This is a genomic window from Pseudomonas sp. CCC4.1 (genome assembly GCF_035019225.1).
Lineage (GTDB): Bacteria > Pseudomonadota > Gammaproteobacteria > Pseudomonadales > Pseudomonadaceae > Aquipseudomonas > Aquipseudomonas bubulae.
In genome coordinates, this window is the sequence record NZ_JASJWL010000027.1 from 19,688 (window position 1) to 44,702 (window position 25,015).

Sequence of the window (25,015 nt, forward strand, 5' to 3'; positions counted from 1 at the left end):
GGACTTAACCCCGCGCCTCTAAACTTGCCGCCAGAATCGACAGCACCAGCTGTTGGAAATCCAGACCCGCCGCCTTGGCCGCCATCGGCACCAGGCTGTGATCGGTCATGCCCGGCGCGGTGTTGACTTCCAGCAGCCAGAACTGGCCTGCGGTGTCCTGCATCACGTCCAGACGCCCCCAACCGGCAATGCCGATCGCCTCGCAGGCTTTCGCCGTGAGGTCCATGAGCTCCTGTTCCTTGGCACTGTCGAGGCCGCACGGGATCCGATACTGGGTATCGTTGGCCACGTACTTGGCGTCGTAGTCGTAAAAGCTGTGGGGCGTACCCAGGGCAATCGGTGGCAACACCTGGTCACGCAGGGTGGCGATGGTGAACTCGGGACCTGTGATCCACTGCTCAACCAACACTTGCGAGTCGTACTTGCTGGCATCGGCCCACGCGACGATCAACTCGTCCACGTTACTCACTTTGGCCATACCGATACTTGAACCTTCATGAGCCGGTTTGACGATCAAAGGGAAGCTCAGTTCCTTGGCCGCAGAAATACAATCGGCTTCGCTGCTCAATACTGCGTGACGTGGCGTTGGAATACCCAGGCTGTGCCACACCTGTTTGGTGCGAAGCTTGTCCATGGCCAGGGCCGACGCGAGGATGCCGCTGCCGGTGTAAGGAATGCCCAGGCACTCCAGCAGGCCTTGCATGCTGCCGTCTTCACCGCCACGACCATGAAGGATGATGAACGCGCGGTCGATTTTTTCGCTGGTGATACGGGTGATGAAGTCATCGCCCACATCGATACCGAAGGCATCCACACCGGCGCTTTGCAGCGCGCCCAGCACGGCATTGCCCGACTTCAACGAGACTTCACGCTCAGCGCTTTTGCCGCCGAACAACACGGCCACACGGCCGAAATCGGCTGGGGCAATGGTCGAGAACAGATTGGCATAGGCAGCAGTCATTTCAACTTTCCTTCACTGGTAGCGGCAACAGCGCCGGCGAACAGCGGGCTCTTGATAAGTTGCGGTGCCAGACGGCCGATATCGCCCGCCCCTTGGCACAACAGAATGTCGCCAGCGCGCAGCAGCGGCTTGACGATCGGCGCCAGCTCGACGCCGCGCTCGATGTAGATCGGGTCCAGCTGGCCGCGCTGACGGATGCTGTGGCACAGCTGGCGGCTGTCAGCCCCGGGAATCGGCTCTTCGCCAGCCGGGTAGACTTCCATCAACAGCAATACGTTGGCATCGGCCAGTACCTGGACGAAATCGTCGTACAGGTCACGGGTGCGGCTGAAACGGTGCGGCTGGTACACCATCACCAGGCGACGTTCCGGCCAGCCACCACGTACGGCCTTGATCACCGCGGCGACTTCGGTCGGGTGGTGACCGTAGTCATCGACCAGCATCACGCTGCCGCCATCAACTGGCAGCTCGCCATAAACCTGGAAGCGTCGCCCCACCCCTTCAAAGCCCGACAGGCCCTGAACGATGGCTTCATCGCTGATGCCTTCATCAGAGGCTATGCAGATGGTGGCCAGGGCATTGAGCACGTTGTGGTTGCCCGGCATGTTCACCGACACATCCAGCGGCTCGCGGTCAGGGCGCAACACGGTGAAGAAGGTTTGCATGCCCTGCTGGCGCACATTGATCGCGCGTACGTCAGCGTTTTCGCTGAAGCCGTAGGTCACGGTCGGACGCTTGACCAGCGGCAGGATTTCACGCACCACCGGATCGTCCAGGCACAGCACGGCCAAGCCGTAGAACGGCAGGTTGTGCAGGAACTCGACGAAGGTCTTCTTCAGCTTGTTGAAGTCGCCTTCGTAGGTCGCCATATGGTCGGCGTCAATATTGGTGACCACCGCCACCAACGGCTGCAGATGCAGGAAGCTGGCATCGCTTTCATCAGCTTCGGCAATCAGGTAACGGCTGGTACCCAGTTGTGCATTGGTACCGGCTGCATTCAGGCGGCCACCGATCACGAACGTCGGGTCCAGGCCACCGGCCGCGAACACCGAGGCCAGCAAGCTGGTGGTAGTGGTTTTGCCGTGGGTACCGGCAACAGCGATACCGTGGCGATAGCGCATCAGCTCGGCCAGCATCTCGGCACGAGGCACCACCGGAATGCGGCGCTCAAGTGCGCTCGCAACCTCGGGGTTGGAGGTATTCACGGCACTCGATACCACCAGCACATCGGCGTTGGCAGCGTTCTCGGCGCGGTGGCCGATATAAATGTGTGCGCCGAAGGACTCGAGCCGCTCGGTCACAGGCGAAGCGTTCAGGTCCGAGCCCGACACTTCATAGCCCAGGTTCAGCAACACTTCGGCGATACCGCACATACCCACGCCGCCGATACCGACGAAGTGGATGCGACGGATACGGCGCATTTCCGGTTGTGGCATAGCTTTTTGATTCTCAACCATTGGCCACCTCCAGGCAGATATCTACAACGTTGCGGGTCGCATCGGGTTTGGCCAGGCGGCGGGCATTGGCCGCCATGCTGTTGAGTCGTTCCGGTTGCATCAAAACCTCTGTCAGGCGTGCAGCCAGTTCGGCTGCGCCAGTTGTCGCTTGCGGCATCAGGAAGGCTGCGCCCTCGCGTGCCAAAAAGTCGGCGTTACGGCTCTGATGGTCATCGATCGCGTGGGGCAATGGCACCAGCAGCGAAGGCAGACCGGCCGCAGCCAGTTCACTGACGGTCAGCGCGCCTGCGCGACAAACCACCAGGTCGGCCCAGCCATAGGCATGGGCCATATCCTTGATAAAAGGCTGTACGTCAGCCTCGACGCCGACCGCGACATAGCGCTCGGCGGTAATCCGGTCATGCTGCTTGCCGGCCTGGTGAAACACTTCAGGGCGAACGTCAGCCGGGACCTTGGCCAGCGCTTCAGGCAACAACTTGTTCAACGGCTCGGCGCCGAGGCTGCCGCCCAGTACCAGCAAGCGCGCCTTGCGCCCTTCGAGCGCAGCCCGAGGCGCCAGGGTAAACAGCTCGGGGCGTACCGGATTACCGGTGCTACGCAGCGTCTGCGAGGCTGCAAAGGTGCCGGGAAAGGCTTCGCACACCCGGCTGGTCATCGGCACCAGCAGGCGGTTGGCCGTACCGGCTACCGCGTTCTGCTCGTGAATGATCACCGGTACACCGCAGGTTTTCGCCGCCAGGCCGCCAGGCCCGGTCACGTAACCGCCAAAACCCAGCACACACACCGGCTTGAGTTGACGAATGATCCTGCGCGCCTGAAACAGCGCCTTGAGCAGTACAAAAGGGGCCTTGAGCAACGACAGCTTGCTCTTGCCACGCAGGCCCGCCACGTTAATCAGGTGCAGTTTGAAACCGGCAGGCTCGACCAGTTCATTCTCGATGCCACGGGGCGTACCGAGCCAGTGCACGGTGTAGCCGCGGGCTTCGAATTCGCGGGCGCAAGCCAGCGCCGGGAACACGTGGCCACCGGTGCCGCCCGCCATGATCAGCACGTTAGCGCCCATGGGTCGGCTCCTCTGCAAAGTCGCTTTCTTTGAAATCGGTCTCTTCACTGCCCAGGTGGGTTCGACTCTCCCACTCGATGCGCAGCAACAGCCCCATGCACACGCAGCAAATCACCAGCGAGCTGCCGCCATAACTGAGGAACGGCAGGGTCAGGCCCTTGGTTGGCAACAAGCCGACGTTTACCCCGATATTGATCAGGAACTGGCCGATCCACAGGAACGACAGGCCGTAGGCCATATAAGCCGAGAAATACTGCTTGGCGCGCTCGGCCCACATGCCGATGTACATGCCGCGCACACACACAAATACGAACAGGGCCACGGTCAGCAGCGAGCCGACAACACCCAGCTCTTCTGCCAGTACCGAAAACACGAAGTCGGTATGTGCTTCAGGCAGGTAGAACTGCTTCTGCACACTGTTGCCCAGACCGACACCAAACCACTCGCCGCGACCGAAGGCGATCAGGGCCTGGGTCAACTGGTAGCCGGAGCCGAACTGGTCGGACCACGGGTCGGTAAAGGTAATCAAACGCGCCATGCGGTAAGGCTGTGCCTGTACCAGCACGAACACCGCGCCGACAGCCAGCGCCACCATCAGAGCGAAACGGAACAGGCCGACACCACCGAGAAACAGCATGGCAGCAGCGGCGCCCATCATCACAACCGTGGCTCCGAAGTCGGGCTCCATCAGCAGCAGGCCGGCCATTGGCAGCAGCACGATAAATGGCTTGAAAAAGCCCATCCAGCTATCCCGCACTTCCTTCTGCTGACGCACCAGGTAGCCCGCCAGGTAGATCACCACAAAGACCTTGGCGATCTCCGAAGGCTGCACGTTGAAGAAGCTGAAACCGATCCAGCGCATCGAGCCGTTTACCTCACGGCCAATGCCCGGGATCAGTACGGCCACCAGCAAACCGAATGCACCGATCAGCAACATGAAGCCCATGCGTTGCCAGGTCGCGATCGGCACCATCATGGTCATGATGCATGCGCCCAGGCCGAGCACGATGTAAAACAGGTGGCGGATCATGTGGTACAGGGTGTTGCCCGACTGCAACGCCGCCACTTCGGACGAAGCCGACGTGATCATCACCAGCCCCAGACCGAGCAAGGCCAGGCAACCGGCGAGCAACGGGAAGTCGAGGTCGATGCCACGCCCCGTAATCAGCGGTGAAGGATAAGGTTTGAGGATGCCGAACATCATGCCAGCACCTCCACGGCGCGAGCGAACAACTGGCCGCGCTCTTCGTAGTTTTTGAACATGTCGAAACTGGCGCAGGCTGGCGACAGCAAGACTGCATCACCCGATTGCGCCAGTGAGCGGCTCAGTGCGATGGCTTCGTCCAGCGAACCGGCACGCACTTGCGGCACGGCATCGCCAAGGGCGTCGGCTATCAGCCCCGCATCACGACCTATCAACACTGCCGCGCGGCAGTGCTTGGCAACCGAATCACGCAAGCCGCTGAAATCCGCGCCCTTGCCGTCGCCGCCGGCGATAAGGATCAGCTTGCCATCCATGTCCATCCCCAGCCCTTCGATAGCAGCCAGTGCCGCGCCGACGTTGGTGGCCTTGGAGTCGTTGTAGTAGCTCACGCCATCCAGCTCGCGCACCCACTGACAGCGATGCTCAAGACCGGTGAAATTGCGCAGGCTGGCGAGCATGGCGTCGAACGGCAGACCAACCGCGTGACCCAGCGCCAGGGCAGCCAGGGCATTGGCCTGATTATGTGCGCCACGCACTTTCAGCTCGCGCACGGGCATGAGGTTCTGGAATTCGAAAGCGAGGTATTTTTCGCCGTTTTCTTCACGCAGGCCGAAGGCCTTGAAGTCCGGCGCGCTGAGGCCGAAAGTCCAGCACGGCTGACCTTCGCTCATCAGCGGGCGGGTCAGGGCATCCTGACGATTGACCACCACCTGCCGGGCGCCACGGAAGATCCGGTGCTTGGCCAGGTGGTACGCAGGCAGGCCGCTGTAGCGGTCCATATGGTCTTCGCTGACATTGAGCACTGTGGCCACTTCAGCACCCAGCTGGTTGGTGGTCTCCAGCTGGAAGCTCGACAGCTCCATCACGTACAGCTCGATATCATCGCTGAGCAGGTCCAGTGCCGGCGTGCCAAGGTTGCCACCCACCGCAACGCGCTTGCCGGCTGCCGCAGCCATTTCACCGACCAGGGTGGTCACGGTGCTTTTGGCGTTGGAACCACTGATTGCCACGATAGGCGCTTTCGCGTTACGCGCGAACAGGTCGATGTCGCCCGACAGTTTCACGCCGCGGGCAGCAGCAGCTTGCAGCGCCGGAGTCGCCAGGGCCAGGCCGGGGCTCACGTAAAGCTCGTCGGCGCGGCACAGGAATTCGACATCCAGCTCGCCACAACGCACTTCCACTTGCGGGTAGTCACGGCGCAGCGTGGCAAGCTCCGGCGGGTTTTCCCGCGTATCTGCCACGGCAAACGACACGCCCCGTTGCGCCAGGAAGCGCACCAGGGACATGCCGCTCTTGCCGAGGCCGACAACGATGCGGAAGTGGTCAGAAGCGATCAGAGACACAGGTTCTACCTCAGCTTCAGTGTGGCAAGGCCGACCAGCACGAGAATCACGGTAATGATCCAGAAGCGGACGATCACACGTGGCTCAGGCCAGCCTTTGAGTTCAAAGTGGTGATGAATCGGCGCCATGCGGAACACCCGCTTGCCGGTCAACTTGAAGGACGCTACCTGGATCACCACGGACAGGGTTTCCATCACGAACACACCGCCCATGATGAACAACACGATTTCCTGGCGCACGATCACGGCGATAGTGCCCAGGGCTGCGCCCAGCGCCAGTGCGCCGACATCACCCATAAAGACTTGTGCCGGGTAGGTGTTGAACCACAGGAACCCGAGACCGGCGCCAATCAATGCGCCGCAGAACACAATCAACTCACCCGCGCCCGGTACATAAGGGATCAGCAGGTAGTCGGCAAATTTCACGTTACCCGACAGGTAGCAGAAGATACCCAGCGCACCGCCGACCATCACGGTGGGCATGATCGCCAGGCCATCGAGGCCGTCAGTCAGGTTGACCGCATTGCTCGAACCCACGATCACAAAGTAGGTGAGAACAACAAAGCCGATGCCCAGCGGAATGCTGGCGTCCTTGAGGATGGGCAGGATCAGCGTGGTTTCCACCGCGCTTGGCGCCGTCACGTACAAGAAGATCGCCGCGCCCAGACCGAACACCGACTGCCAGAAATACTTCCAGCGGCTTGGCAAGCCACGGGAGTTTTTTTCGATTACCTTGCGGTAGTCATCCACCCAGCCGATGGCGCCGAACAACAGGGTCACGATCAGCACGACCCACACATAACGGTTGCTCAGGTCAGCCCACAACAGGGTGCTGATGGCGATGGCTGACAGGATCAACGCACCGCCCATGGTCGGAGTGCCCGATTTGGACAGGTGCGATTGTGGGCCGTCATTACGTACCGACTGGCCGATCTGACGGTTTTGCAGGGTGCGGATCATCCACGGCCCCAGACACAGCGACAAGGTCAACGCGGTCAGCACCCCGAGGATCCCGCGCAGGGACAGGTACTGGAAGACCGCGAAGCCTTTATGGAACTGTTGCAGATACTCCGCTAGCAGCAGCAGCATTAATGTTTCTCCCCGCTGGAACCGCACAAAGCCGCAACGACGTTTTCCATCGCAGCGCTGCGCGAGCCCTTGATCAAAATAGTGGTGTTTGTTTCGTGCTCAGCGCGAAGCGCCTTGATCAGGTCAGCCTGATTGGCGAAGTGACGAGCCTGGTGTCCAAAAGCAGTGACGGCATGAGCCATCATGGGTCCCACCGCATAGAGCGCTGAAACTTTGTCGGCGGCATAAGCGCCTACTTCACGATGTCCTTGCTCCGCCCACTCACCCAGTTCGCCAATATCTCCGAGCACCAGGACGGTGCGGCCGGAAAAGGCGGCGAGTATATCAACGGCAGCGCACATTGAGGTGGGGTTTGCGTTGTAAGTGTCATCAATAATTCGCAGGCCCGCGGCGGTCAATTGCGCGACAGCGCGACCTTTTACCGGCAACACGGCTTCAAGGCCGGTTTTAATACCAAACAGCGACACGCCGAGGGCGTGAGCAGCTGCCGCAGCGGCCAGTGCGTTGGCCACGTTGTGGGTGCCCAACAGGTTAAGTTGGACCTGCTCGCTACCCAGCGGGCTGTGCAAGGTGAAGCCCGGGCAACCGCGAGCGTCACGGCTCAGATCGCTGGCATAAAAATCGGCTTGAGGGTTGTTCAAGGCAAAACTCAGCACCTTGCGCCCCGCTGCCCGGTTCTTCCAGATGGCGAATGCCTTGTCATCCAGATTCAGGACAGCGATTCCGTCAGCCTTCAGCCCTTCGATGATTTCGCCCTTGGCTTCGACGATTTTATCCGGGCCACCGAACTCGCCCACGTGGGCAGTACCGGCATTGTTGAGCACGGCGACATGGGGCTGGGTCATGGCCACGGTGTAGGCAATTTCGCCGAGGCGTGAAGCGCCCAGCTCAATAACCGCAGCCGTGTGCTCAGTTGTCAGTTCCAGCAGCGTCAACGGCACGCCCAGATCGTTGTTCAGGTTGCCTTTGGTCGCCAGCACCGGGCCACGGGTGCGCAGAATGCAGGCGAGCATTTCTTTGACCGTGGTCTTGCCGCTTGAGCCGGTAATCGCCGCCACCGGTTTGTCGTAGCCGGCACGGTTGAGCGCACCCAGGCGACCCAAAGCTTCGCGGGTGTCCTTGACCACCAGCTGTGGCAGCACCGACTCCGGCACTTCGCGCTCAACCAGCGCGGCAACGGCGCCCTTGGCAGCCACTTCATTGAGGTAGTCGTGGCCATCGAAACGCGGGCCGGTCAGCGCAATAAACAGCTGACCCTTGCTGATCGCCCGGCTGTCGATGCTGACCCCGCTGAAACGGCAGTCGACATCGACCACACGCCCCTGCAGGGCAGCAGCCACTTCACTGAGCAACAGAGGCTTAAGCATGGGCAGCCTCCCAGGTGTTCAAGGCTTTTTCGGCTTCGACCAGATCAGAGAAGTCATGGCGTTCGCCGTTGATTTCCTGATAGTCCTCATGACCTTTACCCGCCAGCACGATTACGTCAGCGGCGCTGGCACCGGCGATCAACTGCGCAATGGCATCACCGCGACCGGCGACAAAAGTGACGTCCTGCGGCGCGACAAAACCCTCACGAATATCATCAAAAATTTGCCCCGGTGCTTCGGTGCGCGGGTTGTCGTCAGTCACCAGAACACCATCAGCCAAACGCTCAACCACCTGCGCCATCAACGGACGCTTGCCGCGGTCACGGTCGCCGCCGCAGCCAAACAGGCACAGCAACTGACCTTTGGCATGCGGGCGCAGGGCCAGCAGTACTTTTTCCAGTGCATCCGGGGTGTGGGCGTAGTCGACCACCACCAGCGGCTTGTTGCCGCCACCCAAACGCTGCATGCGACCGACCGGGCCTTCCAGCTTGGGCAGCACTTTGAGAATTTCGTCCAGCGGGTAGTCCAGCCCAAGCAAGGCGCCAACGGCAGCCAGTACGTTGCTCAGGTTGAAGCGTCCCAGCAGCGAGCTGCGCAACAGATGCTCGCCTTGCGCCGTCACCACGGTGGCCCGCACACCGTCATCATCAAAGATGGCATCACGGCAGTACAGGGTGGCCCCTGTGTCCTCAAGGCTATAGCTGATCAGGCGCGACTCATGCTTTTCAGCGGCCAGTTGGCGGCCAAATTCATCGTCCAGGTTCAGCACCCGGCAGCGCAGGTCCGGCCAGGCAAACAACTTGGCCTTGGCGGCGGCGTAAGCCTCCATCGTGCCGTGGTAATCCAGATGGTCGCGGGACAGATTGGTCAGCACAGCGACGTCAAATGCCAACGCACTGACGCGCCCCTGATCCAGGCCATGGGAAGAAACCTCCATCGCTACCGCTTTGGCCCCGGCCTTTTTCAGGTCGGCGAGCATGGCCTGTACGGCAATCGGGTCTGGCGTGGTGTGACGGCCACTTTGCAGCGCGCCATAAAAACCGGTGCCCAAGGTGCCGACGATGCCGCAGTGCTGACCCAGCAGGTCAAGCGCCTGGGCCACCAGCTGAGTGACGCTGGTTTTGCCGTTGGTGCCAGTGACACCTACCAGATTCAGATGCCGGCTGGGCTCACCATAAAAACGCCCGGCGATATCCGACAGCTGGGCCGCAAGGCCCTTGACCGGAATCAGCGGCACAGCAGAGATAGGCAGCACATCAGCGCCGTCCACTTCATAGGCCACGGCAGCAGCGCCGCGCTTAAGGGCGTCAGCGATATGTTCACGACCATCGAGCTTGCCGCCAGGCACCGCAAGGAACAGATCACCTGCGCGTACATTGCGGCTGTCGAGGGTCAGTTCACGGATCAGCAGATCGTGACCGGCGTGAGGAAAAATCTTGTTCAGGCTCAGGGACATTAGCCACGCCCTCCTTTGGCTGCTGCAGCGGCTGCCGCTGCTTGTTGCTCCGCTGCCGTTGGCAGGTTATCCGGGATCACGTTCATCAGACGCAGCGTGCCGGACATGACTTTGCTGAATACCGGTGCCGAAACCAGACCACCGAAGTAGCCCGCCTTGCTCGGCTCATCGATCACCACGACGATCGCGTACCGCGGGTCGCTCATGGGACCAAAGCCGGCAAACAGGGAACGGTAGGAGTTCACTGCGTAGCCTTTTACCCCACCACCCGTGGTTTTACGCGCCGTACCCGACTTGCCGCCGACGTGATACGCCGGAACCTTGGCACGCCATACACCACGCGGGTTTTCGATTACTTCCTGGAGCATTCCCTGCAGCGTCTTGGCGACTTGCTCCGGCATGACCTGAGCGGCCTGAACAGGTTTGTCCTTGTCTGTCTTGAGCAGGGTCAGCGGAGCGAGCTTGCCGTTGTTGGCCAGGGCCGAGAAGGCATGCACCAGCTGGATCGCGGTCACGGACACGCCGTAGCCGTAAGACAGGGTCGCGGTTTCCGCCTTGCGCCATTCACGGTAGTTGGGCAGGTTGCCCACACGCTCGCCCGGGAAGCCCAGACCGGTGTCCTGGCCCAGGCCCATCTTGGCCATCTGGCGGAAGATCGCTTCACCGCCGATATCGAAGGCCACCTTGCTCATCCCCACGTTACTGGAGTTGATCAGGATGCCGGTCAGGTCGAGTACCGGACCTTCAGTGCGCGATACGTCACGAATGGTGTATTTGCCCAGCTGCAAGGTGCCCGGGTACACCTCAACCTTGTCGGTGGGTTTCCAGCGCCCGGTTTCCAGGGCGGCACTCATGGAGATCGGTTTGACCGTCGAGCCCGGCTCGAACACGTCGATCATGGCGCGGTTACGCATCATCGCCGGTTGCAGGTTGCGACGGTTATTCGGGTTGTAGGTGGGTTGGTTGACCATGGCCAGAATCTCGCCGGTCTTCACATCCATGATCACCAGGCTGCCAGCCTTGGCGCCGTTCTCGACCAGCGCATTGCGCAGTTCGCGGTTGGCCAGGTATTGCAGGCGCAGGTCAATCGACAACGCCAAGGTCTTGCCGGCCTTGGCGTTTTTGGTCACTTGCACGTCTTTGATCAGACGCCCGCGCCGGTCCTTGATCACTTGCCGCTTGCCCGGCACCCCGGCCAGCCATTCGTCATAGGCCAGTTCGACGCCTTCGCGTCCTTTATCGTCGATATCGGTAAAGCCGACCATATGCGCCGTCACCTCACCCGCAGGGTAGAAACGACGGAACTCTTCAATGCCATAAACACCCGGCACCTTGAGGTCGAGCACCACCTGGCCCTGCTCGGGAGTCAAGCCCCGCACCAGATAGATAAATTCTTTGTTGGCTTGCTGTTCCAGGCGTGCGGTCAGCACCTTGGGGTCTTGCCCAAGCGCGTGTGCCAGGGCTGGCCAACGGTCTTTGGCAACCTGCATTTCCTTGGCATTGGCCCACAGGGTGGTCACCGGCGTGCTCACGGCCAAAGGCTCGCCATTGCGGTCGGTAATCAGGCCACGGTGTGCAGGGATAGGGATATGCCGCAAGCTGCGAGCATCGCCCTGGCCCTTGAGGAAGTCATGGTCGATAACTTGCAGATAAACGATCTGGCACGCGATTGCACCTACCAGCAGTGCCAGCAATGCCAGCACCACACGAAAACGCCACGGATAGAGCGCGCCTTCGAGTTTGATCATGGCGCCACCATTCGAACTTCTGCTGCGCCAGGAATGCGCATCTTCAGTTGTTCGCTGGCCAGGGTTTCGATGCGGCTATGGGCAGTCCAGGTGCTCTGCTCGAGAATCAGGCGGCCCCATTCGGCCTGCGCCTTGTCCCGTACGCTCAGCTCCCCGTACAGGGTGTTGAGCAACTGGCGGTTCCAGTGGGCGCTATACGAAACGCCCACAGCCGAAACCAGCACGCCAATAAACAACAGCAGCATGAAAAAACTTCCGCCGGGAAGTGGTTTGGCGAAGAGCTTGTTCAACGAAGCTTCTCCGCGACGCGCATGACAGCGCTGCGCGAGCGCGGATTGGCTTTGAGTTCGGCATCGGACGCGGTCTGTGCCTTGCCATGAATCTTGATCTTCGGTTCGAAGGCAACGTGCTGCACGGGCAAGCCGCGCGGCAGGTTGTCGGGCTCGCCCTTGACCAGTTTGCGCATAAACAGTTTGACGATGCGGTCTTCCAGCGAGTGGAAGCTGATAACGACCAAGCGGCCGCCGATAGCCAGGGACTCAAGGGCAGCTTCAAGGCCAGCCTCAAGGTCACCCAGTTCGTTGTTCACATGAATGCGCAGGCCCTGGAAAGTGCGGGTCGCCGGGTGCTTGCCCTTCTCCCAGGCCGGGTTGGCCACTTTCAGCACTTCGGCCAGGTCGCCTGTACGCTCGAACGGCTTGATATCGCGACGTTCGACAACCGCACGGGCCATGCGACCGGAAAACCGCTCTTCGCCGTATTCCTTGAATACGCGGGCAATTTCCTCCTGGGAGGCAGTGTTGACGAACTCGGCCGCGCTGATACCGCGATCAGGGTCCATACGCATGTCCAGCGGGCCGTCATTCATAAAGCTGAAGCCGCGCTCCGGGTCGTCAAGCTGTGGTGAGGAGACACCCAGATCAAGCAACACGCCGTCGACCTTGCCAGCCAGACCGCGCTCAGCAATTTCGGATCCCATTTCCGCAAAACTGCGCTGCACAATGACAAAGCGGCCGTCTTCGGCCGCCAGCGCTTGCCCGGTGGCAATCGCTTGTGGATCTTTATCGAACCCGAGCAGACGCCCCTCAGGGCCCAGCTTCTGGAGTATCAGGCGGCTATGTCCGCCGCGACCGAAGGTGCCATCCAGATAGCATCCATCAGGGCGTACGGCGAGAGCCTCTACGGCTTCGTCGAGCAGTACGGTGATGTGGTTGAAGCCGCTATCTATAGTCACAGAATTAAATCACGCAGTTCGTCAGGCATCGCGCCCGGTTGTTGAATGGCTGCAAGGTCAGCGGCAGAAACCGCCTCCCAAGCATCCTCGTCCCACAGTTGAAACTTGTTCAGCTGGCCCACCAGCATTGCGCGCTTGTCCAGTCGGGCATATTCACGCAAGCGGGGCGGTACCAGAAAACGACCACTGCCATCGAGCTCAAGGTCGACGGCGTTACCAATCAACAGACGTTGCAAGCGGCGGTTTTCTTCACGCAGCGAAGGCAACGCCCGAAGCTTGGTTTCAATCAACTCCCACTCATCGAGGGGGTACACACACAAGCAGGGATCAACGGCATCAATGGTCACGATCAGTTGCCCGGAACTGCGCAAATTCAACTCGTCACGGTACCGGCTCGGCATTGCGAGACGGCCCTTGGCATCGAGACTGATTGCGTTGGCTCCGCGAAACACTGGCCGCATCTCCAAATATTAGCGTTTTACGTCTAAAAAACCCACTTCACGCCACTTTTCACCACTTATGCACACTATAGGAATGCGCCCACACCACCGTCAAGGAGCGGCCTACAGGAAAACCCTTACATAACGGAGATTTAGGAGGGGAAATAGACGTGGAGCAGTAAGCGGAGAGATTTTTTGACCCGCGACGTGCCGCAAATTCAAAGCTCTGGACTTCAAACTTAAAGTAGTTTGTTAAGAGTAAGAACTTTTCGGCATTACGTCGGGAAATAATCTTGCGATGAATTGCAGGGGGGATAAGGCAATTGCGAATATAGCAATCTGCCTGCAGCGCAGACAGAAGAAAAAAAGGTGGAGAGTCGATCTGTAAGCCGGGTTCTGTCGTGAACAGTCATTCGTCTACGATGGCCATCACTGGACATCTTTAGCAACCTACCCGGTCCCAGCGCGGGCCACGCCTTGGGACCCTATTTGGTCTTGCTCCAAGTGGGGTTTACCTAGCCACGAACTGTTGCCAGTCGTGCGGTGCGCTCTTACCGCACCTTTTCACCCTTACCGGCGCCGAAGCGCTTAGGCGGTTATTTTCTGTGGCACTTTCCGTAGGCTCACGCCTCCCAGGCATTACCTGGCACTTCGCCCTATGGAGCCCGGACTTTCCTCCCCCCCCTAATTTTCATAGAGGGCAGCGACTGTCCAATCGACTCTCCGGCGCGAAGATTAACTGTACAGAGCGTATAGAACAAGCGTTAAAAGCCGCAAGGCAGGTTGATTTGCCTGACTTGCGGCCTTTAGCCACGGGCTAGAACACAAAGAAATATCAAAGTGCCATCACCCGATATCAATTGTTACTCACTTTTCTGCTTTTCAAGTGCAACTTGGTACAACACGTTTTTGCGCTCACCGGTTATTTCAGCTGCAAGTGCAGCAGCACGCTTGAGCGGCATTTCTTTAAGCAGCAAGTCGAGAATACGCATTGCCTCACTGCTGACCGCGTCTTCCGTTTCTGGCGCAGTCCAGCCGGCAACCAGAACCACACACTCGCCGCGCTGCTGGTTACTGTCGCTTTCAACAAAAGCGCGCAGCTCGGACAGGGGCAAACCTTTGAGCGTCTCGAATGTTTTAGTCAGCTCACGCGCCAGCAATGCCGGGCGCTCGGGCCCGAATACCAATTCAAGATCTTGCAGGCACTCAAGAATACGGTGCGGGGCCTCGTAAAAAATCAGTGTGCGCGGCTCTTCCTTAAGTAATTGCAGCCGCGAACGACGCCCAACCGCCTTGGCCGGCAGGAACCCCTCAAAGATAAAGCGATCAGAAGGCAGCCCCGCAGCCGACAAGGCGGCGATCAAGGCGCAGGCTCCCGGCACGGGCACGACCTTGATCCCGGCAGCACGCGCCTGACGCACGAGGTGATAACCGGGGTCGGAGATCAGCGGGGTACCGGCATCCGAGATCAATGCCACATCTTCACCCGCCAGCAAACGCTGGATAAACCGACTGCCTTCATCACGCTCGTTATGCTCGTGACAGGCACCCAGCGGCGTGGAGATACCAAAATGCTGCATCAAGCGCAGGGAGTGGCGCGTGTCTTCGGCCGCAATCAGCGATACATCACGCAATACCTTGAGCGCACGCGCACTGATGTCGTCCAGGTTACCGATGGGCGTGGCCACCACATAAAGTGAGCCAAGAACGGAATTCAAATCACCTGGAGCAGTCAAAACGCACACCTCATAAGAGTTAAAGGCGCCATTGTAGCGCGTAGAGCCCTCATGAACGCACCCACCCTGCAGGCCGCAAAACGCCAACCGGGTAAACTTTTAATGCCACAACGTACATAACGCATCTAAATTCAGGCTTTATTGCCTCTAACATCGCGCCCCGGCCAGTGCTTGGGTACACTTCCCAACTCATTTGATCGAGTATCAGGAACACTACATGATCGCTTGCCTGCGGCTGTTCACTGCCCTCTGCCTTGCTGCCCTGCTGGCGGCTTGCGCCAGCTCGCCCTCGTCCAGCCTTGGCGAACTTCCACGGACCCCGGATGCCAGCCTTGAGCAATTGCTCCAGCAGGCCACCGAGAGCACCAATCCGGAAAAGGCCGCCCTGTTGCGCCTGTCGGCAGCCGACCTTGCCCTGCGCCAGCAAAACAACGCCCGCGCCGCGCAGATCCTGGCCATGGTCCCGCTGGACCAGCTCAAGCCCGCACAACAGGTTTTTGCCAACACCCTGGCAGCCGAACTGGCGATGAACCGCAATGATCCCAAGGCCGCAGTCGCCGCCCTGAATCATCCAAGCACATCGATCCTGGGCGAGCTGCCCGTCGACCTGCAAGTGCGCACCCGTACCGTGCATGCCCGCGCCCTGGAGGCTGACGGCCAGGCCCTGGCCGCCGCCCGTGAACGCGCAGCGCTGAGCCCGAACCTGACCGGCGATGCCGCCAACAGCAACAACGACGCTATCTGGGCACTGGTGGCCAGCTTGCCGGCCGAGCAACTGCACGCCCAGGGCAATGATGTACTGAGCGGCTGGATGTCCCTGGCCCTGGCGGTGAAAAGCGCCGGCACCCTGCAAGACCAACAGAACGCGATTGATCAATGGCGCGCACAGAACCCGGCCCACCCGGCCGCTATCCAGCTGCCGACCCCACTGGTCAAGCTCAAGGAGCTGGCCAGCCAGCCCCTGACCAAGATCGCCCTGCTGCTGCCACAGGACGGCCAACTGGCCTCGGTGAGCAAAGCACTGCGTGATGGCTTTATGGCTGCACACTATCAGGCCCAGCAAGCCGGCCAGAACCCGCCGAGCATTCAGTTCTATGACAGCTCGCGCCTGACCTCGCTGGACGAGTTCTACCGCCAGGCACAAGCCGACGGCGTGCAACTGGTGGTTGGCCCACTGGAAAAAAACCTGGTCAAGCAACTGAACAGCCGCCCGCAACTGCCGATTACCACCCTGGCCCTGAACTACAGCGAGGGCACCCAAGGCCCGGCGCAACTGTTTCAGTTCGGTCTGGCGGCTGAAGACGAAGCCCGCGAAGTGGCTCGCCGCGCCCGGGCCGACGGCCTGACCCGCGCTGGCGCCATGGTCCCGGTCGGTGAGTGGGGCGATCGCGTGCTCAAGGCATTCCGCCAGGAATGGGAAGCCCATGGCGGCACCGTCGTTGGCGTTGAACATATCGACAAACCTGTAGCCCTCGCCCAGCAAGTGGCCGATCTGGTGCAACTGCGCAAAAACGGCGGCTCGAGCGAACCAACGCGTCGCCAGGACATGCAGTTCCTGTTCCTCGCCGCGACCCCGCAGCAGGCCCAGCAGATCAAACCCACGCTGAACTACCAGTACGCAGGTGATCTGCCGGTATACGCAACCTCCCACGTATTCAGCGCCAGCGGCGACCAGAACCAGTACAACGACATGAACGGCATCCGTTTTTGCGAGACCCCCTGGCTCCTCGACCCGAACAACCCGCTACGCCAGCAAGTGACCGCACAATGGCCGCAAGCAGGCGGCAGCCTGGGCCGCCTGTATGCGATGGGTATCGACGCCTATCGCCTGGCACCGAGCCTGGGCCAGCTTAAAGCCCTGCCCGACAGCCGGATCGACGGTATGTCCGGCAGCTTGAGCATGAGCCCGACCCAACGTGTAGAACGTCAACTGCAATGGGCCGAATTCGCCAATGGCCAGCCTCAACGCCTGCCGGCTACCGCCAACTGATGCCCGAACGCTCAAGCCAGCAAACTGGCAAGGATGCCGAGCGCCTCGCGCTGCGGCATCTTGAGCAACAGGGTTTGCGCCTGCTGGCACAGAACTGGGCATGCAGGCGCGGCGAGCTGGATCTGGTCATGCTTGACGGCGATACAGTAGTATTCGTCGAAGTTCGTTACCGTCAACATGCGCAATGGGGTGGCGCACTGGCCAGTATTGACGGCCGCAAGCGTCAAAAACTGATACTTGCCGCCCAGCATTTCTTGCAGCAACAGACACGCTGGGCCAATCACCCGTGCCGCTTTGACGTGGTGACGATGGACAGCACAACACCCCGACTGAACTGGCTACGGAATGCCTTTGACAGCCAGTAGCGCTGCCAGGCCGATTCCAGCTCCCTTTTTCAACGATTTTGCTTTGCTTTGCGGGCTGCACATTCTTGTGCCGGGAAGTCACCCAGGAACACCTGGTTCACGCCCGACCAGCCGCCCTACTTAAGGTCACATAGATGGACATGCAATCCCGGATTCGCCAGCTTTTTCAGGCCAGCATCGACACCAAGCAGCAGGCGATGGAAGTGCTTGCCCCTCATATCGAGCAAGCCAGCCAGGTGATGGTTAACGCACTGCTCAATGAAGGCAAGATGCTCTCGTGCGGCAATGGCGGGTCGGCAGGCGACGCCCAGCACTTCTCATCCGAGCTGCTCAACCGCTTCGAGCGCGAGCGCCCGAGCCTGCCTGCCATCGCACTGACCACCGACACGTCAACGATCACCTCGATCGCCAACGACTACAGCTTCAACGAAATCTTCTCCAAGCAGATCCGCGCCCTGGGCCAGCCCGGCGACGTGCTGCTGGCCATTTCCACCAGCGGCAACTCGGCCAACATCATCCAGGCCATCCAGGCGGCCCACGATCGCGAAATGATCGTGGTCGCAATGACGGGCCGTGATGGCGGCGGCATGGCCTCGCTGCTGCTACCCGAGGACGTGGAGATCCGCGTTCCTTCCAGCGTCACTGCACGCATCCAAGAAGTCCACCTGCTGGCGATCCACTGCTTGTGCGATCTGATCGACAGCCAATTGTTCGGGAGTGAAGAATGACTTTAAATCGCCTAGGCCTGGTAGCCCTGACCCTGTGTCTTGGTCTGACCGCCGGTTGCAGCTCGGTACTGACCGCTACCCGCGACACCCCTATCGAGGATGATCGCGGCACCCGCACCTTCGGCAGCAAAATCGATGACTCGCTGATCGAAACCAAGGTCGCCGTGAACGTGGCCAAGGCCAATCCGGATCTGGATACCGGTTCGCACATCGTCGTCACCAGCTACAACGGTATCGTGCTGCTGGCCGGCCAGACCCCGCGTGCAGACCTCAAGGCCCAGGCCGAACAGGCGGCAGCTTCAGTCCAGCGGGTGAAAAAGGTCAACAACGAGCTGCAGGTCATGGCTCCTTCGTCAATCCTGGCGCGTAACAACGACGCCTGGCTGACCACCAAAATCAAGACCCAGATGCTGACTGACAGCGCCATCCCTGGCTCACGCATCAAAATCGTCACCGAGAACGGCATCGTCTACATGCTCGGCCTGGTCACCAAACAGGAGGCCGCCCGCGCCACCAGCCTGGTGCAAGGTGTTTCCGGGGTGCAGAAAATCGTCAAACTGTTTGAGTACATCGACTGACGGCCACGGCTGCCAGACACAAAAAAGGCGACCTTTTCAGGTCGCCTTTTTTATTACTTCACCACTTTCAGGCTTGGCCGGCCTGTAGGTCGCGGCGGCTCGGAGCCTGGCGGCGGACTATCGTCACCCGGCTCAACCTCGTCATCAGCCCCGAGAGGCTCTTCCAGGTCAAACACCATGCCCTGGCCGTTCTCACGGGCGTAAACGCCCAGAATGGCTGCAATAGGCACGTACAAGGTGTGTGGCACACCACCAAAGCGCCCTTCAAAGCTTACTGCTTCGTTGTCCATGTGCAATTGACGCACGGCGGTTGGCGAAACATTGAGGACAATCTGCCCGTCACTGGCAAAACCCGCAGGCACTTGCACCTTGGGGTAGTCAGAGTTAACCAGCATGTGCGGAGTGCAGTCGTTATCAACGATCCACTCGTAGAGCGCACGCACCAGATAAGGTCGACTTGAATTCATCGAGGGCTCCTAAAGCTTTAGCGCATGTCGCGTTCGACACCAGACAGACTCGCCTGGAAAGCCTCACGCGCAAATTGGCGCTCCATATAGTCGAGCAACGGCTTGGCTGGCCGCGGCAATTCAATACCCAAAACAGGCAGACGCCAGAGTATCGGCAATAGACAGCAGTCGACCAGACTTTGCTCATCACTGAGGAAAAAAGGTTTGTCGGCAAATAATGCAGAAACACCCGTCAGGCTCTCGCGCAACTCCTTGCGGGCTTGCACGCGCGCCGGCTCCTTGGTCCGCGAATCAAGAATCAGGTCGACCAGCGCACACCAGTCGCGCTGAATACGATGAATCAGCAGACGGCTATTGGCCCGTGCCACCGGGTACACCGGCAACAGCGGCGGATGCGGATAGCGCTCATCCAGATATTCCATCACCACAGTCGAATCCCACAACGCCAGGTCACGATCGACCAGGGTTGGCAGGCTGCCGTAGGGGTTCACTTCGATCAGCTTCGGCGGCTGACGGCCCGCCTCCACACTGATGATCTCGGCGCTGACACCTTTCTCTGCGAGTACAATGCGCACTCGGTGGGAATAGTGGTCGGCGGGGTCGGAGTAACAGGCCAACCGATTGGTCACGCCCATGGCGGTCCTCCTCGCTTGTTGAAATTATCGGGAGCGGAAAAACGAACGCGCCCAAGGAAAGCCTCTGATAACCACAGGCCAGGTGACAGGCAAGGTCATTGACCCCGCCTGTCACCCGCCCTGCACTGTTACCTTTTCAGAGACACCCTTGGGCGCGCACGATTAACAGCATTGCGTGTAACTATATCAGTGCACATCTTTCCAGTATTCGCGCTTGAGCAGATAAGCGAATACAAAAAGGAAGGCCAGGTAGATCAGCACGTAAGTACCGATGCGCTGATGCTCCAGCTTCACCGGGTTGGCCGAGTAGGCCAGGAAGGTCACAAGGTTCTTGATCTTCTCATCGAACTGCTCTTCAGTCAGGGCGCCGGTTTTTGGCAGCACTGTCAGCTGGTCGCACGCTTCATGGGTCAAAGGCGTGCCGGTGAGCGGATCATACTGCTTCTTGCCGTCTTCGACGATCTGTACTTGCTTGCAACCGATAACCTGACGACCCTGCAACGGTGCCAGCACGTTGGGCATGCCCACGTTCGGGAACACTTTGTTGTTCACACCCCAAGGGCGCGACGGGTCTTCGTAAAAGGCACGCAGGTAGCTGTACAGCCAGTCTGTGCCACGCACACGGGCTACCAGCGTCAAGTCCGGCGGTGCAGCACCGAACCAGGCCTTGGCGTCGTTGGGCTGCATGCCGATTTTCATGTGGTCGCCAATCTTGGCACCGGTGAACACCAGGTTATCGAGCATGACCTCATGGGGAATGCCCAGGTCATCAGCGACCCGCTCATAACGCTGGAACTTGGCACTGTGACAACCCATGCAGTAGTTGGCGAACGTACGCGCACCATCCTGCAGGGCCGCCTTGTCAGAAACATCGATGTCGACCTTGTCGAGCTGCACGCCTTGCTCTGCCGCAAAGGAGAACACAGGCATTACCGCGAACATCAATACAGCAAATAGCTTTTTCATCAGCCAGTCACCCTTTCCGGAACCGGTTTGGTCTTCTCAAGCCTGGTGTAGAACGGCATCAGAATGAAGTAGGCGAAGTACAGGAACGTACACACCTGCGACAGCAGCGTGCGGCCCGGGGTAGGAGCCAAGACACCCAGCACACCCAGAATCACGAAGGAGATGCAGAACACCCACAGCCATACCTTGCTCATCCAGCCTTTGTAGCGCATGGATTTGACCGGACTGCGGTCAAGCCACGGCAACACGAACAGCACGGCAATCGCGGCGCCCATGGCAATCACGCCAAGCAGCTTGTCCGGGATGGCACGCAAGATCGCGTAGAACGGCGTGAAGTACCAGACAGGGGCAATGTGTTCCGGCGTTTTAAAGGCGTTAGCCTGTTCAAAGTTCGGTTTTTCCAGGAAGTAACCACCCATTTCCGGGAAGAAGAACACAATCGAGCAGAAGATAAACAGGAATACCACTACGCCGACGATATCTTTCACGGTGTAGTACGGGTGGAAGGGAATGCCATCCAGCGGTATGCCGTTTTCGTCTTTGTGTTTCTTGATATCCACGCCGTCCGGGTTGTTGGAGCCGACTTCGTGCAGGGCAAGAATGTGCAGCACCACCAGGCCCAGAATTACGATAGGCAAGGCCACGACGTGAAGGGCAAAGAAGCGGTTGAGGGTAATACCGGAGATCAGGTAGTCACCACGAATCCACTGGGTCAGGTCGTTACCGATAACCGGGATCGCACCGAACAGCGAAATAATCACCTGGGCGCCCCAGTAGGACATTTGCCCCCAAGGCAGCAGGTAACCCATAAAGGCTTCAGCCATCAGGGCCAGATAAATCATCATGCCGAACAGCCAGACCAGCTCACGGGGCTTCTGGTAAGAGCCGTAGAGCAGGCCGCGGAACATGTGCAGGTAGACGACGATAAAGAACGCCGATGCACCGGTAGAGTGCAGCAAGCGCAGGATTGAACCGTATTCGACGTCACGCATGATGTATTCGACAGAAGCAAACGCCTCTTCTGCCGATGGCGTGTAGCTCATGGTCAGCCACACACCGGTAACGATCTGGTTGACCAGAACGAGCAGTGCGAGAGAACCAAAGAAATAGAAGAAGTTGAAGTTCTTCGGAGCGTAATACTTGCTGAGGTGGTCTTCCCACATTTTGGTGGCGGGGAAGCGGGCATCTACCCAATCCATGAACTTGCTCATTACGCGTTCTCCCCATCGAGGCCAACGACGACAATGTTGTCCGTCTCATAGTAGTACGGCGGCACTGGCAGGTTCAGCGGCGCTGGCTGGGCCTTGTACACGCGGCCGGCCAGATCATAGTGCGAACCATGACAAGGGCAGAAATAGCCGCCTACCCAGTCCTTGCCAAGATCAACCGGCGCGACCTCGGGACGGAACGTAGGCGAGCAACCCAAGTGGGTGCAAATACCGATCAACAACAGAATTTCTGGCTTGATCGACCGCAGCTCCGGATTTACATAAGCAGGCTGATCAGATTGCTTGGAATCCGGGTCAGCAAGCTGCCCTTCAATCTTCTTCAGATTTGCCAGGATTTCCTCGGTGCGACGTACGATGAATACCGGCTGGCCACGCCATTCAGCAATCATTTGCTGACCTGGCTCAACCTTTGCAATATTCACTTTCACCGGTGCGCCAGCGGCTTTCGCCTTGGCACTGGGAAACCACGACCCCACGAACGGGACCGCCGCCCCCACCGCTCCTGCAGCACCCACCACGGATGTGGCTGCTACGAGGAAGCGACGCCGGCCGACATTTACGCCGTCATTGCTCATTCAGTCCTCTCCCATCAGCTTTGTGGCCTGTTAAATCAGGCATCTACTAAATATGCATCTATTACTTATAAAAATTTTGCAGAATGGTAATGAAAAGCCCCTAGTCTTACAAGGTAATTACCGCTCTGGGGCGGCTACAGGCCTTGTAGTATAGGCGTTTGCTGGATGTGGCAAGTTGTCACACCGCTAAATCATCGCCCATAAAAAAAGCCCAGCTCCCGAAGGAGGCTGGGCTTTTTTGAACGAAGCTGCGAATTAACGCTTCGAGTACTGCGGACGCTTACGCGCTTTACGCAGACCGACTTTCTTACGTTCAACTTCACGAGCATCGCGAGTAACGAAGCCAGCTTTGCGCAGAGCGCCACGCAGGGTTTCGTCATACTGCATCAGTGCGCGAGTGATACCGTGGCGGATTGCGCCAGCTTGACCACTTACACCACCACCGATCACGGTGACGTAGATGTCGAATTTCTCGACAGTCTCAGTCAGTTCCAACGGCTGACGAACTACCATGCGGGCAGTTTCGCGACCGAAGAAATTCTCCAGAGTGCGGTTGTTGATGGAGATGTTACCGGTACCCGGACGCAGGAAAACGCGAGCGGTTGCGGTTTTACGACGGCCAGTGCCGTAGTTTTGAGTCGCCGACATAATGAACTATTCCGTTAAAACTTCAGTTCTTGGGGCTGCTGAGCAGTATGAGGGTGAGCAGCGCCCGCATAGACTTTCAGCTTACGGTACATGTCGCGACCCAGTGGGTTTTTAGGCAGCATGCCTTTAACCGCGGTCTCGATCACGCGCTCAGGAGCTTTGGCGATCAGCTTTTCGAAGTTGATCGACTTAATCCCGCCCGGGAAACCGGAGTGAGAGTAGTACATCTTGTCAGTGGTTTTAGCACCAGTAACACGGATTTGCTCAGCGTTGATAACAACGATGTAGTCACCGGTGTCAACGTGCGGAGTGTATTCCGGCTTGTGCTTGCCACGCAGACGGCTCGCGATCTCGGTGGCCAGACGACCCAGGGTCTGACCAGCAGCGTCGACGACAAACCAGTCGCGCTTTACTGTTTCTGGTTTAGCAGTAAAAGTTTTCATTCTTTATAGCCTCAGGGGCCGCCCTGTAAATTAGACGGCGGATCTTACTGAATAGTGCGTACTTTGACAAGTCAAAGGCAGCCGGATACAGACGCTATCGGGGGCTCGGGTCAGCGCGTCCGTTCAACGGCAAGATTCTTCGGCAGGCGGCGCATCACTTCCACTGCAGAAAGAGGTGGGCAATTATCCAGATTGCGCAAAAAATTACAACCTGCTTTTATGTTTGTTTACCCGAAGGAGCACCCGATGGACTACCGAAAGCTTGGCCGTACCGATCTGAAAGTAAGCGCAATCGCCCTCGGGACCATGACCTGGGGTGAACAGAACACCCAGACCGAAGCCTTTGAGCAGATCGCCTGCGCCAAAAAAGCCGGCATCAACTTTATCGACACCGCCGAAATGTACCCGGTGCCACCCAAGGCCGAAACCTACGCCACCACCGAGCGTTTTATCGGTAACTGGTTCAAGGAACGCGGTGATCGTGCCGACTGGGTGCTGGCGAGCAAGATCGCCGGCCCCGGCAACGGCATCGACTACATCCGTGACGGCCACCTCAAGCACAACCGCAGCCATATCGTGCAAGCCCTGGACGCCAGCCTCAAGCGCCTGCAAACCGACTGGATCGACCTCTACCAGTTGCACTGGCCCGAGCGCAGCACCAACTTCTTCGGCCAGTTGGGTTACACCCACAACGCCGACGAAGACTTCACCCCGCTGGAAGACACTCTCGAGGCACTCGACGAGCAGGTCAGGGCCGGCAAGATCCGTCACATCGGCCTGTCCAATGAAACGCCGTGGGCCACCATGAAGTTCCTGCAACTGGCCGAAAGTCGCGGCTGGCCGCGCGCCGTATCGATCCAGAACCCCTACAGCCTGCTCAACCGCAGCTTTGAAGTGGGCCTGGCGGAAATCGCCATTCGCGAACAATGCGGCCTGCTCGCCTACTCGCCCCTGGCGTTCGGCATGCTCTCGGGCAAGTACGGTGGCGGCGCCCAACCACCAAAAGGCCGCCTGACCCTCTACAGCCGCTTCTCGCGCTATTCAAACCCGCAGGCCGTGGCTGCCAGCGAGCGTTATGTGGCACTGGCCCGCGAACATGGCCTGGACCCTGCGCAAATGGCCCTGGCCTTCGTCACCCGACAACCGTTCGTCACCAGCAATATCATTGGTGCCACGACCATGGAGCAACTCGAAAGCAATATCGCCAGCTTCGACCTGAAACTGTCGGATGAGGTGCTGGCCGGTATCGACGCCATCCACAAGGACCAGCCAAACCCGGCACCTTGACCCACCG

Annotated in this window: 25 protein-coding genes and 1 other RNA gene; 5 read left to right on the top strand and 21 right to left on the bottom strand. The window is 59.3% G+C overall.

Going from position 1 to position 25,015, the window contains the following annotated elements; genetic code table 11:
* Window positions 1–4 precede the first annotated feature (4 nt).
* From QN377_RS12760 to rsmI, 14 genes are all read right to left on the bottom strand, one after another.
* A complete protein-coding gene (locus QN377_RS12760) occupies window positions 5–961 on the bottom strand; it encodes a D-alanine--D-alanine ligase (RefSeq protein WP_088379010.1) in 957 nt (318 codons plus the stop codon).
* Window positions 958–2,418 (bottom strand): UDP-N-acetylmuramate--L-alanine ligase, encoded by a 1,461-nt coding sequence (murC, locus tag QN377_RS12765; protein ID WP_095001533.1) that lies wholly within the window; start codon window positions 2,416–2,418, stop codon window positions 958–960. Before murC ends, QN377_RS12760 begins: the two co-directional genes overlap by 4 nt.
* Window positions 2,411–3,481: an undecaprenyldiphospho-muramoylpentapeptide beta-N-acetylglucosaminyltransferase gene (gene murG, locus QN377_RS12770; RefSeq protein ID WP_095026394.1), complete on the bottom strand. Its 1,071-nt coding sequence runs from the start codon at window positions 3,479–3,481 to the stop codon at window positions 2,411–2,413. The genes murC and murG overlap by 8 nt, the downstream gene beginning before the upstream one ends.
* Entirely contained in the window at window positions 3,471–4,685 is a 1,215-nt protein-coding gene (gene ftsW, locus QN377_RS12775) for a putative lipid II flippase FtsW (RefSeq protein ID WP_095001535.1), read from the bottom strand. The genes murG and ftsW overlap by 11 nt, the downstream gene beginning before the upstream one ends.
* Window positions 4,682–6,028 (bottom strand): UDP-N-acetylmuramoyl-L-alanine--D-glutamate ligase, encoded by a 1,347-nt coding sequence (gene murD, locus QN377_RS12780; protein WP_095001536.1) that lies wholly within the window; start codon window positions 6,026–6,028, stop codon window positions 4,682–4,684. The genes ftsW and murD overlap by 4 nt, the downstream gene beginning before the upstream one ends.
* Window positions 6,029–6,033: 5 nt before the next feature.
* Window positions 6,034–7,116: a phospho-N-acetylmuramoyl-pentapeptide-transferase gene (gene mraY, locus QN377_RS12785; RefSeq protein ID WP_095001537.1), complete on the bottom strand. Its 1,083-nt coding sequence runs from the start codon at window positions 7,114–7,116 to the stop codon at window positions 6,034–6,036.
* Window positions 7,116–8,483 (bottom strand): UDP-N-acetylmuramoyl-tripeptide--D-alanyl-D-alanine ligase, encoded by a 1,368-nt coding sequence (locus tag QN377_RS12790; protein WP_322213558.1) that lies wholly within the window; start codon window positions 8,481–8,483, stop codon window positions 7,116–7,118. The genes mraY and QN377_RS12790 overlap by 1 nt, the downstream gene beginning before the upstream one ends.
* The gene (locus QN377_RS12795) at window positions 8,476–9,939 is read right to left on the bottom strand and encodes a UDP-N-acetylmuramoyl-L-alanyl-D-glutamate--2,6-diaminopimelate ligase (RefSeq protein WP_095018296.1); all 1,464 of its coding nucleotides are present in this window, start codon (window positions 9,937–9,939) and stop codon (window positions 8,476–8,478) included. Before QN377_RS12795 ends, QN377_RS12790 begins: the two co-directional genes overlap by 8 nt.
* Complete coding sequence (locus tag QN377_RS12800) at window positions 9,939–11,687, bottom strand: peptidoglycan D,D-transpeptidase FtsI family protein (RefSeq protein ID WP_095018295.1); 1,749 nt, start codon at window positions 11,685–11,687, stop codon at window positions 9,939–9,941. Before QN377_RS12800 ends, QN377_RS12795 begins: the two co-directional genes overlap by 1 nt.
* A complete protein-coding gene (ftsL, locus tag QN377_RS12805; RefSeq protein WP_019823808.1) occupies window positions 11,684–11,977 on the bottom strand; it encodes a cell division protein FtsL in 294 nt (97 codons plus the stop codon). The genes QN377_RS12800 and ftsL overlap by 4 nt, the downstream gene beginning before the upstream one ends.
* Window positions 11,974–12,921, bottom strand: a complete 948-nt coding sequence (gene rsmH / locus QN377_RS12810) for a 16S rRNA (cytosine(1402)-N(4))-methyltransferase RsmH (RefSeq protein WP_165446504.1) — start codon at window positions 12,919–12,921, stop codon at window positions 11,974–11,976. The genes ftsL and rsmH overlap by 4 nt, the downstream gene beginning before the upstream one ends.
* Entirely contained in the window at window positions 12,918–13,373 is a 456-nt protein-coding gene (gene mraZ, locus QN377_RS12815) for a division/cell wall cluster transcriptional repressor MraZ (RefSeq protein ID WP_095001541.1), read from the bottom strand. Before mraZ ends, rsmH begins: the two co-directional genes overlap by 4 nt.
* A 357-nt stretch (window positions 13,374–13,730) precedes the next feature.
* An RNA gene (gene rnpB / locus QN377_RS12820) (RNase P RNA component class A) lies at window positions 13,731–14,084 on the bottom strand.
* A gap of 140 nt (window positions 14,085–14,224) precedes the next feature.
* The gene (gene rsmI / locus QN377_RS12825; RefSeq protein WP_095001542.1) at window positions 14,225–15,079 is read right to left on the bottom strand and encodes a 16S rRNA (cytidine(1402)-2'-O)-methyltransferase; all 855 of its coding nucleotides are present in this window, start codon (window positions 15,077–15,079) and stop codon (window positions 14,225–14,227) included.
* Between the two features lie 235 nt (window positions 15,080–15,314).
* Here rsmI and QN377_RS12830 point away from each other — a divergent pair, with 235 nt between their 5' ends.
* The 4 genes from QN377_RS12830 to QN377_RS12845 all read left to right on the top strand — a co-directional run bounded on the left by QN377_RS12830 (window position 15,315) and on the right by QN377_RS12845 (window position 18,758).
* On the top strand, window positions 15,315–17,087 hold the full coding sequence (locus QN377_RS12830; RefSeq protein WP_095018294.1) for a penicillin-binding protein activator: 1,773 nt from the start codon (window positions 15,315–15,317) through the stop codon (window positions 17,085–17,087).
* A complete protein-coding gene (locus QN377_RS12835; protein WP_095001544.1) occupies window positions 17,087–17,452 on the top strand; it encodes a YraN family protein in 366 nt (121 codons plus the stop codon). Before QN377_RS12830 ends, QN377_RS12835 begins: the two co-directional genes overlap by 1 nt.
* 134 nt (window positions 17,453–17,586) lie before the next feature.
* On the top strand, window positions 17,587–18,180 hold the full coding sequence (locus QN377_RS12840) for a phosphoheptose isomerase (RefSeq protein ID WP_095001545.1): 594 nt from the start codon (window positions 17,587–17,589) through the stop codon (window positions 18,178–18,180).
* Window positions 18,177–18,758 carry a BON domain-containing protein gene (locus QN377_RS12845; protein WP_095001546.1) on the top strand — a complete coding sequence of 194 codons (582 nt, stop codon included), beginning with the start codon at window positions 18,177–18,179 and terminating at the stop codon, window positions 18,756–18,758. Before QN377_RS12840 ends, QN377_RS12845 begins: the two co-directional genes overlap by 4 nt.
* Before the next feature lie 53 nt (window positions 18,759–18,811).
* Here QN377_RS12845 and QN377_RS12850 read toward each other — a convergent pair whose 3' ends face one another.
* From QN377_RS12850 to rplM, 7 genes are all read right to left on the bottom strand, one after another.
* Window positions 18,812–19,225, bottom strand: coding sequence for a ClpXP protease specificity-enhancing factor (locus tag QN377_RS12850; RefSeq protein WP_095018293.1), 414 nt, complete (start codon window positions 19,223–19,225; stop codon window positions 18,812–18,814).
* A gap of 17 nt (window positions 19,226–19,242) precedes the next feature.
* Window positions 19,243–19,860 carry a glutathione S-transferase N-terminal domain-containing protein gene (locus QN377_RS12855; protein WP_322213561.1) on the bottom strand — a complete coding sequence of 206 codons (618 nt, stop codon included), beginning with the start codon at window positions 19,858–19,860 and terminating at the stop codon, window positions 19,243–19,245.
* A 186-nt stretch (window positions 19,861–20,046) separates the two neighbouring features.
* On the bottom strand, window positions 20,047–20,826 hold the full coding sequence (locus tag QN377_RS12860) for a cytochrome c1 (RefSeq protein WP_095018292.1): 780 nt from the start codon (window positions 20,824–20,826) through the stop codon (window positions 20,047–20,049).
* Window positions 20,826–22,037, bottom strand: coding sequence for a cytochrome b (locus tag QN377_RS12865; RefSeq protein ID WP_016779512.1), 1,212 nt, complete (start codon window positions 22,035–22,037; stop codon window positions 20,826–20,828). Before QN377_RS12865 ends, QN377_RS12860 begins: the two co-directional genes overlap by 1 nt.
* Window positions 22,037–22,630, bottom strand: coding sequence for a ubiquinol-cytochrome c reductase iron-sulfur subunit (gene petA / locus QN377_RS12870; protein ID WP_083369776.1), 594 nt, complete (start codon window positions 22,628–22,630; stop codon window positions 22,037–22,039). The genes QN377_RS12865 and petA overlap by 1 nt, the downstream gene beginning before the upstream one ends.
* Window positions 22,631–22,885: 255 nt before the next feature.
* Window positions 22,886–23,278: a 30S ribosomal protein S9 gene (gene rpsI, locus QN377_RS12875; protein WP_003216038.1), complete on the bottom strand. Its 393-nt coding sequence runs from the start codon at window positions 23,276–23,278 to the stop codon at window positions 22,886–22,888.
* Window positions 23,279–23,292: 14 nt separating this feature from the next.
* Window positions 23,293–23,721: a 50S ribosomal protein L13 gene (gene rplM / locus QN377_RS12880; protein WP_007917032.1), complete on the bottom strand. Its 429-nt coding sequence runs from the start codon at window positions 23,719–23,721 to the stop codon at window positions 23,293–23,295.
* A gap of 246 nt (window positions 23,722–23,967) precedes the next feature.
* Here rplM and QN377_RS12885 point away from each other — a divergent pair, with 246 nt between their 5' ends.
* The gene (locus QN377_RS12885) at window positions 23,968–25,008 is read left to right on the top strand and encodes an NADP(H)-dependent aldo-keto reductase (RefSeq protein WP_322213566.1); all 1,041 of its coding nucleotides are present in this window, start codon (window positions 23,968–23,970) and stop codon (window positions 25,006–25,008) included.
* The last annotated feature ends 7 nt before the right edge of the window (window positions 25,009–25,015 follow it).

Excerpts from the sequence above, each read along its gene's own strand:
- QN377_RS12860 (WP_095018292.1), bottom strand. The coding sequence starts at position 20,826 with ATGAAAAAGCTATTTGCTGTATTGATGTTCGCGGTAATGCCTGTGTTC.
- rplM (WP_007917032.1), bottom strand. The coding sequence starts at position 23,721 with ATGAAAACTTTTACTGCTAAACCAGAAACAGTAAAGCGCGACTGGTTT.
- ftsW (WP_095001535.1), bottom strand. The coding sequence starts at position 4,685 with ATGATGTTCGGCATCCTCAAACCTTATCCTTCACCGCTGATTACGGGG.
- QN377_RS12835 (WP_095001544.1), top strand. The coding sequence starts at position 17,087 with ATGCCCGAACGCTCAAGCCAGCAAACTGGCAAGGATGCCGAGCGCCTC.
- QN377_RS12760 (WP_088379010.1), bottom strand. The coding sequence starts at position 961 with ATGACTGCTGCCTATGCCAATCTGTTCTCGACCATTGCCCCAGCCGAT.
- rpsI (WP_003216038.1), bottom strand. The coding sequence starts at position 23,278 with ATGTCGGCGACTCAAAACTACGGCACTGGCCGTCGTAAAACCGCAACC.
- QN377_RS12800 (WP_095018295.1), bottom strand. The coding sequence starts at position 11,687 with ATGATCAAACTCGAAGGCGCGCTCTATCCGTGGCGTTTTCGTGTGGTG.
- QN377_RS12840 (WP_095001545.1), top strand. The coding sequence starts at position 17,587 with ATGGACATGCAATCCCGGATTCGCCAGCTTTTTCAGGCCAGCATCGAC.
- QN377_RS12830 (WP_095018294.1), top strand. The coding sequence starts at position 15,315 with ATGATCGCTTGCCTGCGGCTGTTCACTGCCCTCTGCCTTGCTGCCCTG.
- QN377_RS12845 (WP_095001546.1), top strand. The coding sequence starts at position 18,177 with ATGACTTTAAATCGCCTAGGCCTGGTAGCCCTGACCCTGTGTCTTGGT.
- murG (WP_095026394.1), bottom strand. The coding sequence starts at position 3,481 with ATGGGCGCTAACGTGCTGATCATGGCGGGCGGCACCGGTGGCCACGTG.
- QN377_RS12865 (WP_016779512.1), bottom strand. The coding sequence starts at position 22,037 with ATGAGCAAGTTCATGGATTGGGTAGATGCCCGCTTCCCCGCCACCAAA.
- QN377_RS12795 (WP_095018296.1), bottom strand. The coding sequence starts at position 9,939 with ATGTCCCTGAGCCTGAACAAGATTTTTCCTCACGCCGGTCACGATCTG.
- QN377_RS12885 (WP_322213566.1), top strand. The coding sequence starts at position 23,968 with ATGGACTACCGAAAGCTTGGCCGTACCGATCTGAAAGTAAGCGCAATC.
- QN377_RS12855 (WP_322213561.1), bottom strand. The coding sequence starts at position 19,860 with ATGGGCGTGACCAATCGGTTGGCCTGTTACTCCGACCCCGCCGACCAC.
- petA (WP_083369776.1), bottom strand. The coding sequence starts at position 22,630 with ATGAGCAATGACGGCGTAAATGTCGGCCGGCGTCGCTTCCTCGTAGCA.
- mraY (WP_095001537.1), bottom strand. The coding sequence starts at position 7,116 with ATGCTGCTGCTGCTAGCGGAGTATCTGCAACAGTTCCATAAAGGCTTC.
- murC (WP_095001533.1), bottom strand. The coding sequence starts at position 2,418 with ATGGTTGAGAATCAAAAAGCTATGCCACAACCGGAAATGCGCCGTATC.
- QN377_RS12790 (WP_322213558.1), bottom strand. The coding sequence starts at position 8,483 with ATGCTTAAGCCTCTGTTGCTCAGTGAAGTGGCTGCTGCCCTGCAGGGG.
- QN377_RS12850 (WP_095018293.1), bottom strand. The coding sequence starts at position 19,225 with ATGAATTCAAGTCGACCTTATCTGGTGCGTGCGCTCTACGAGTGGATC.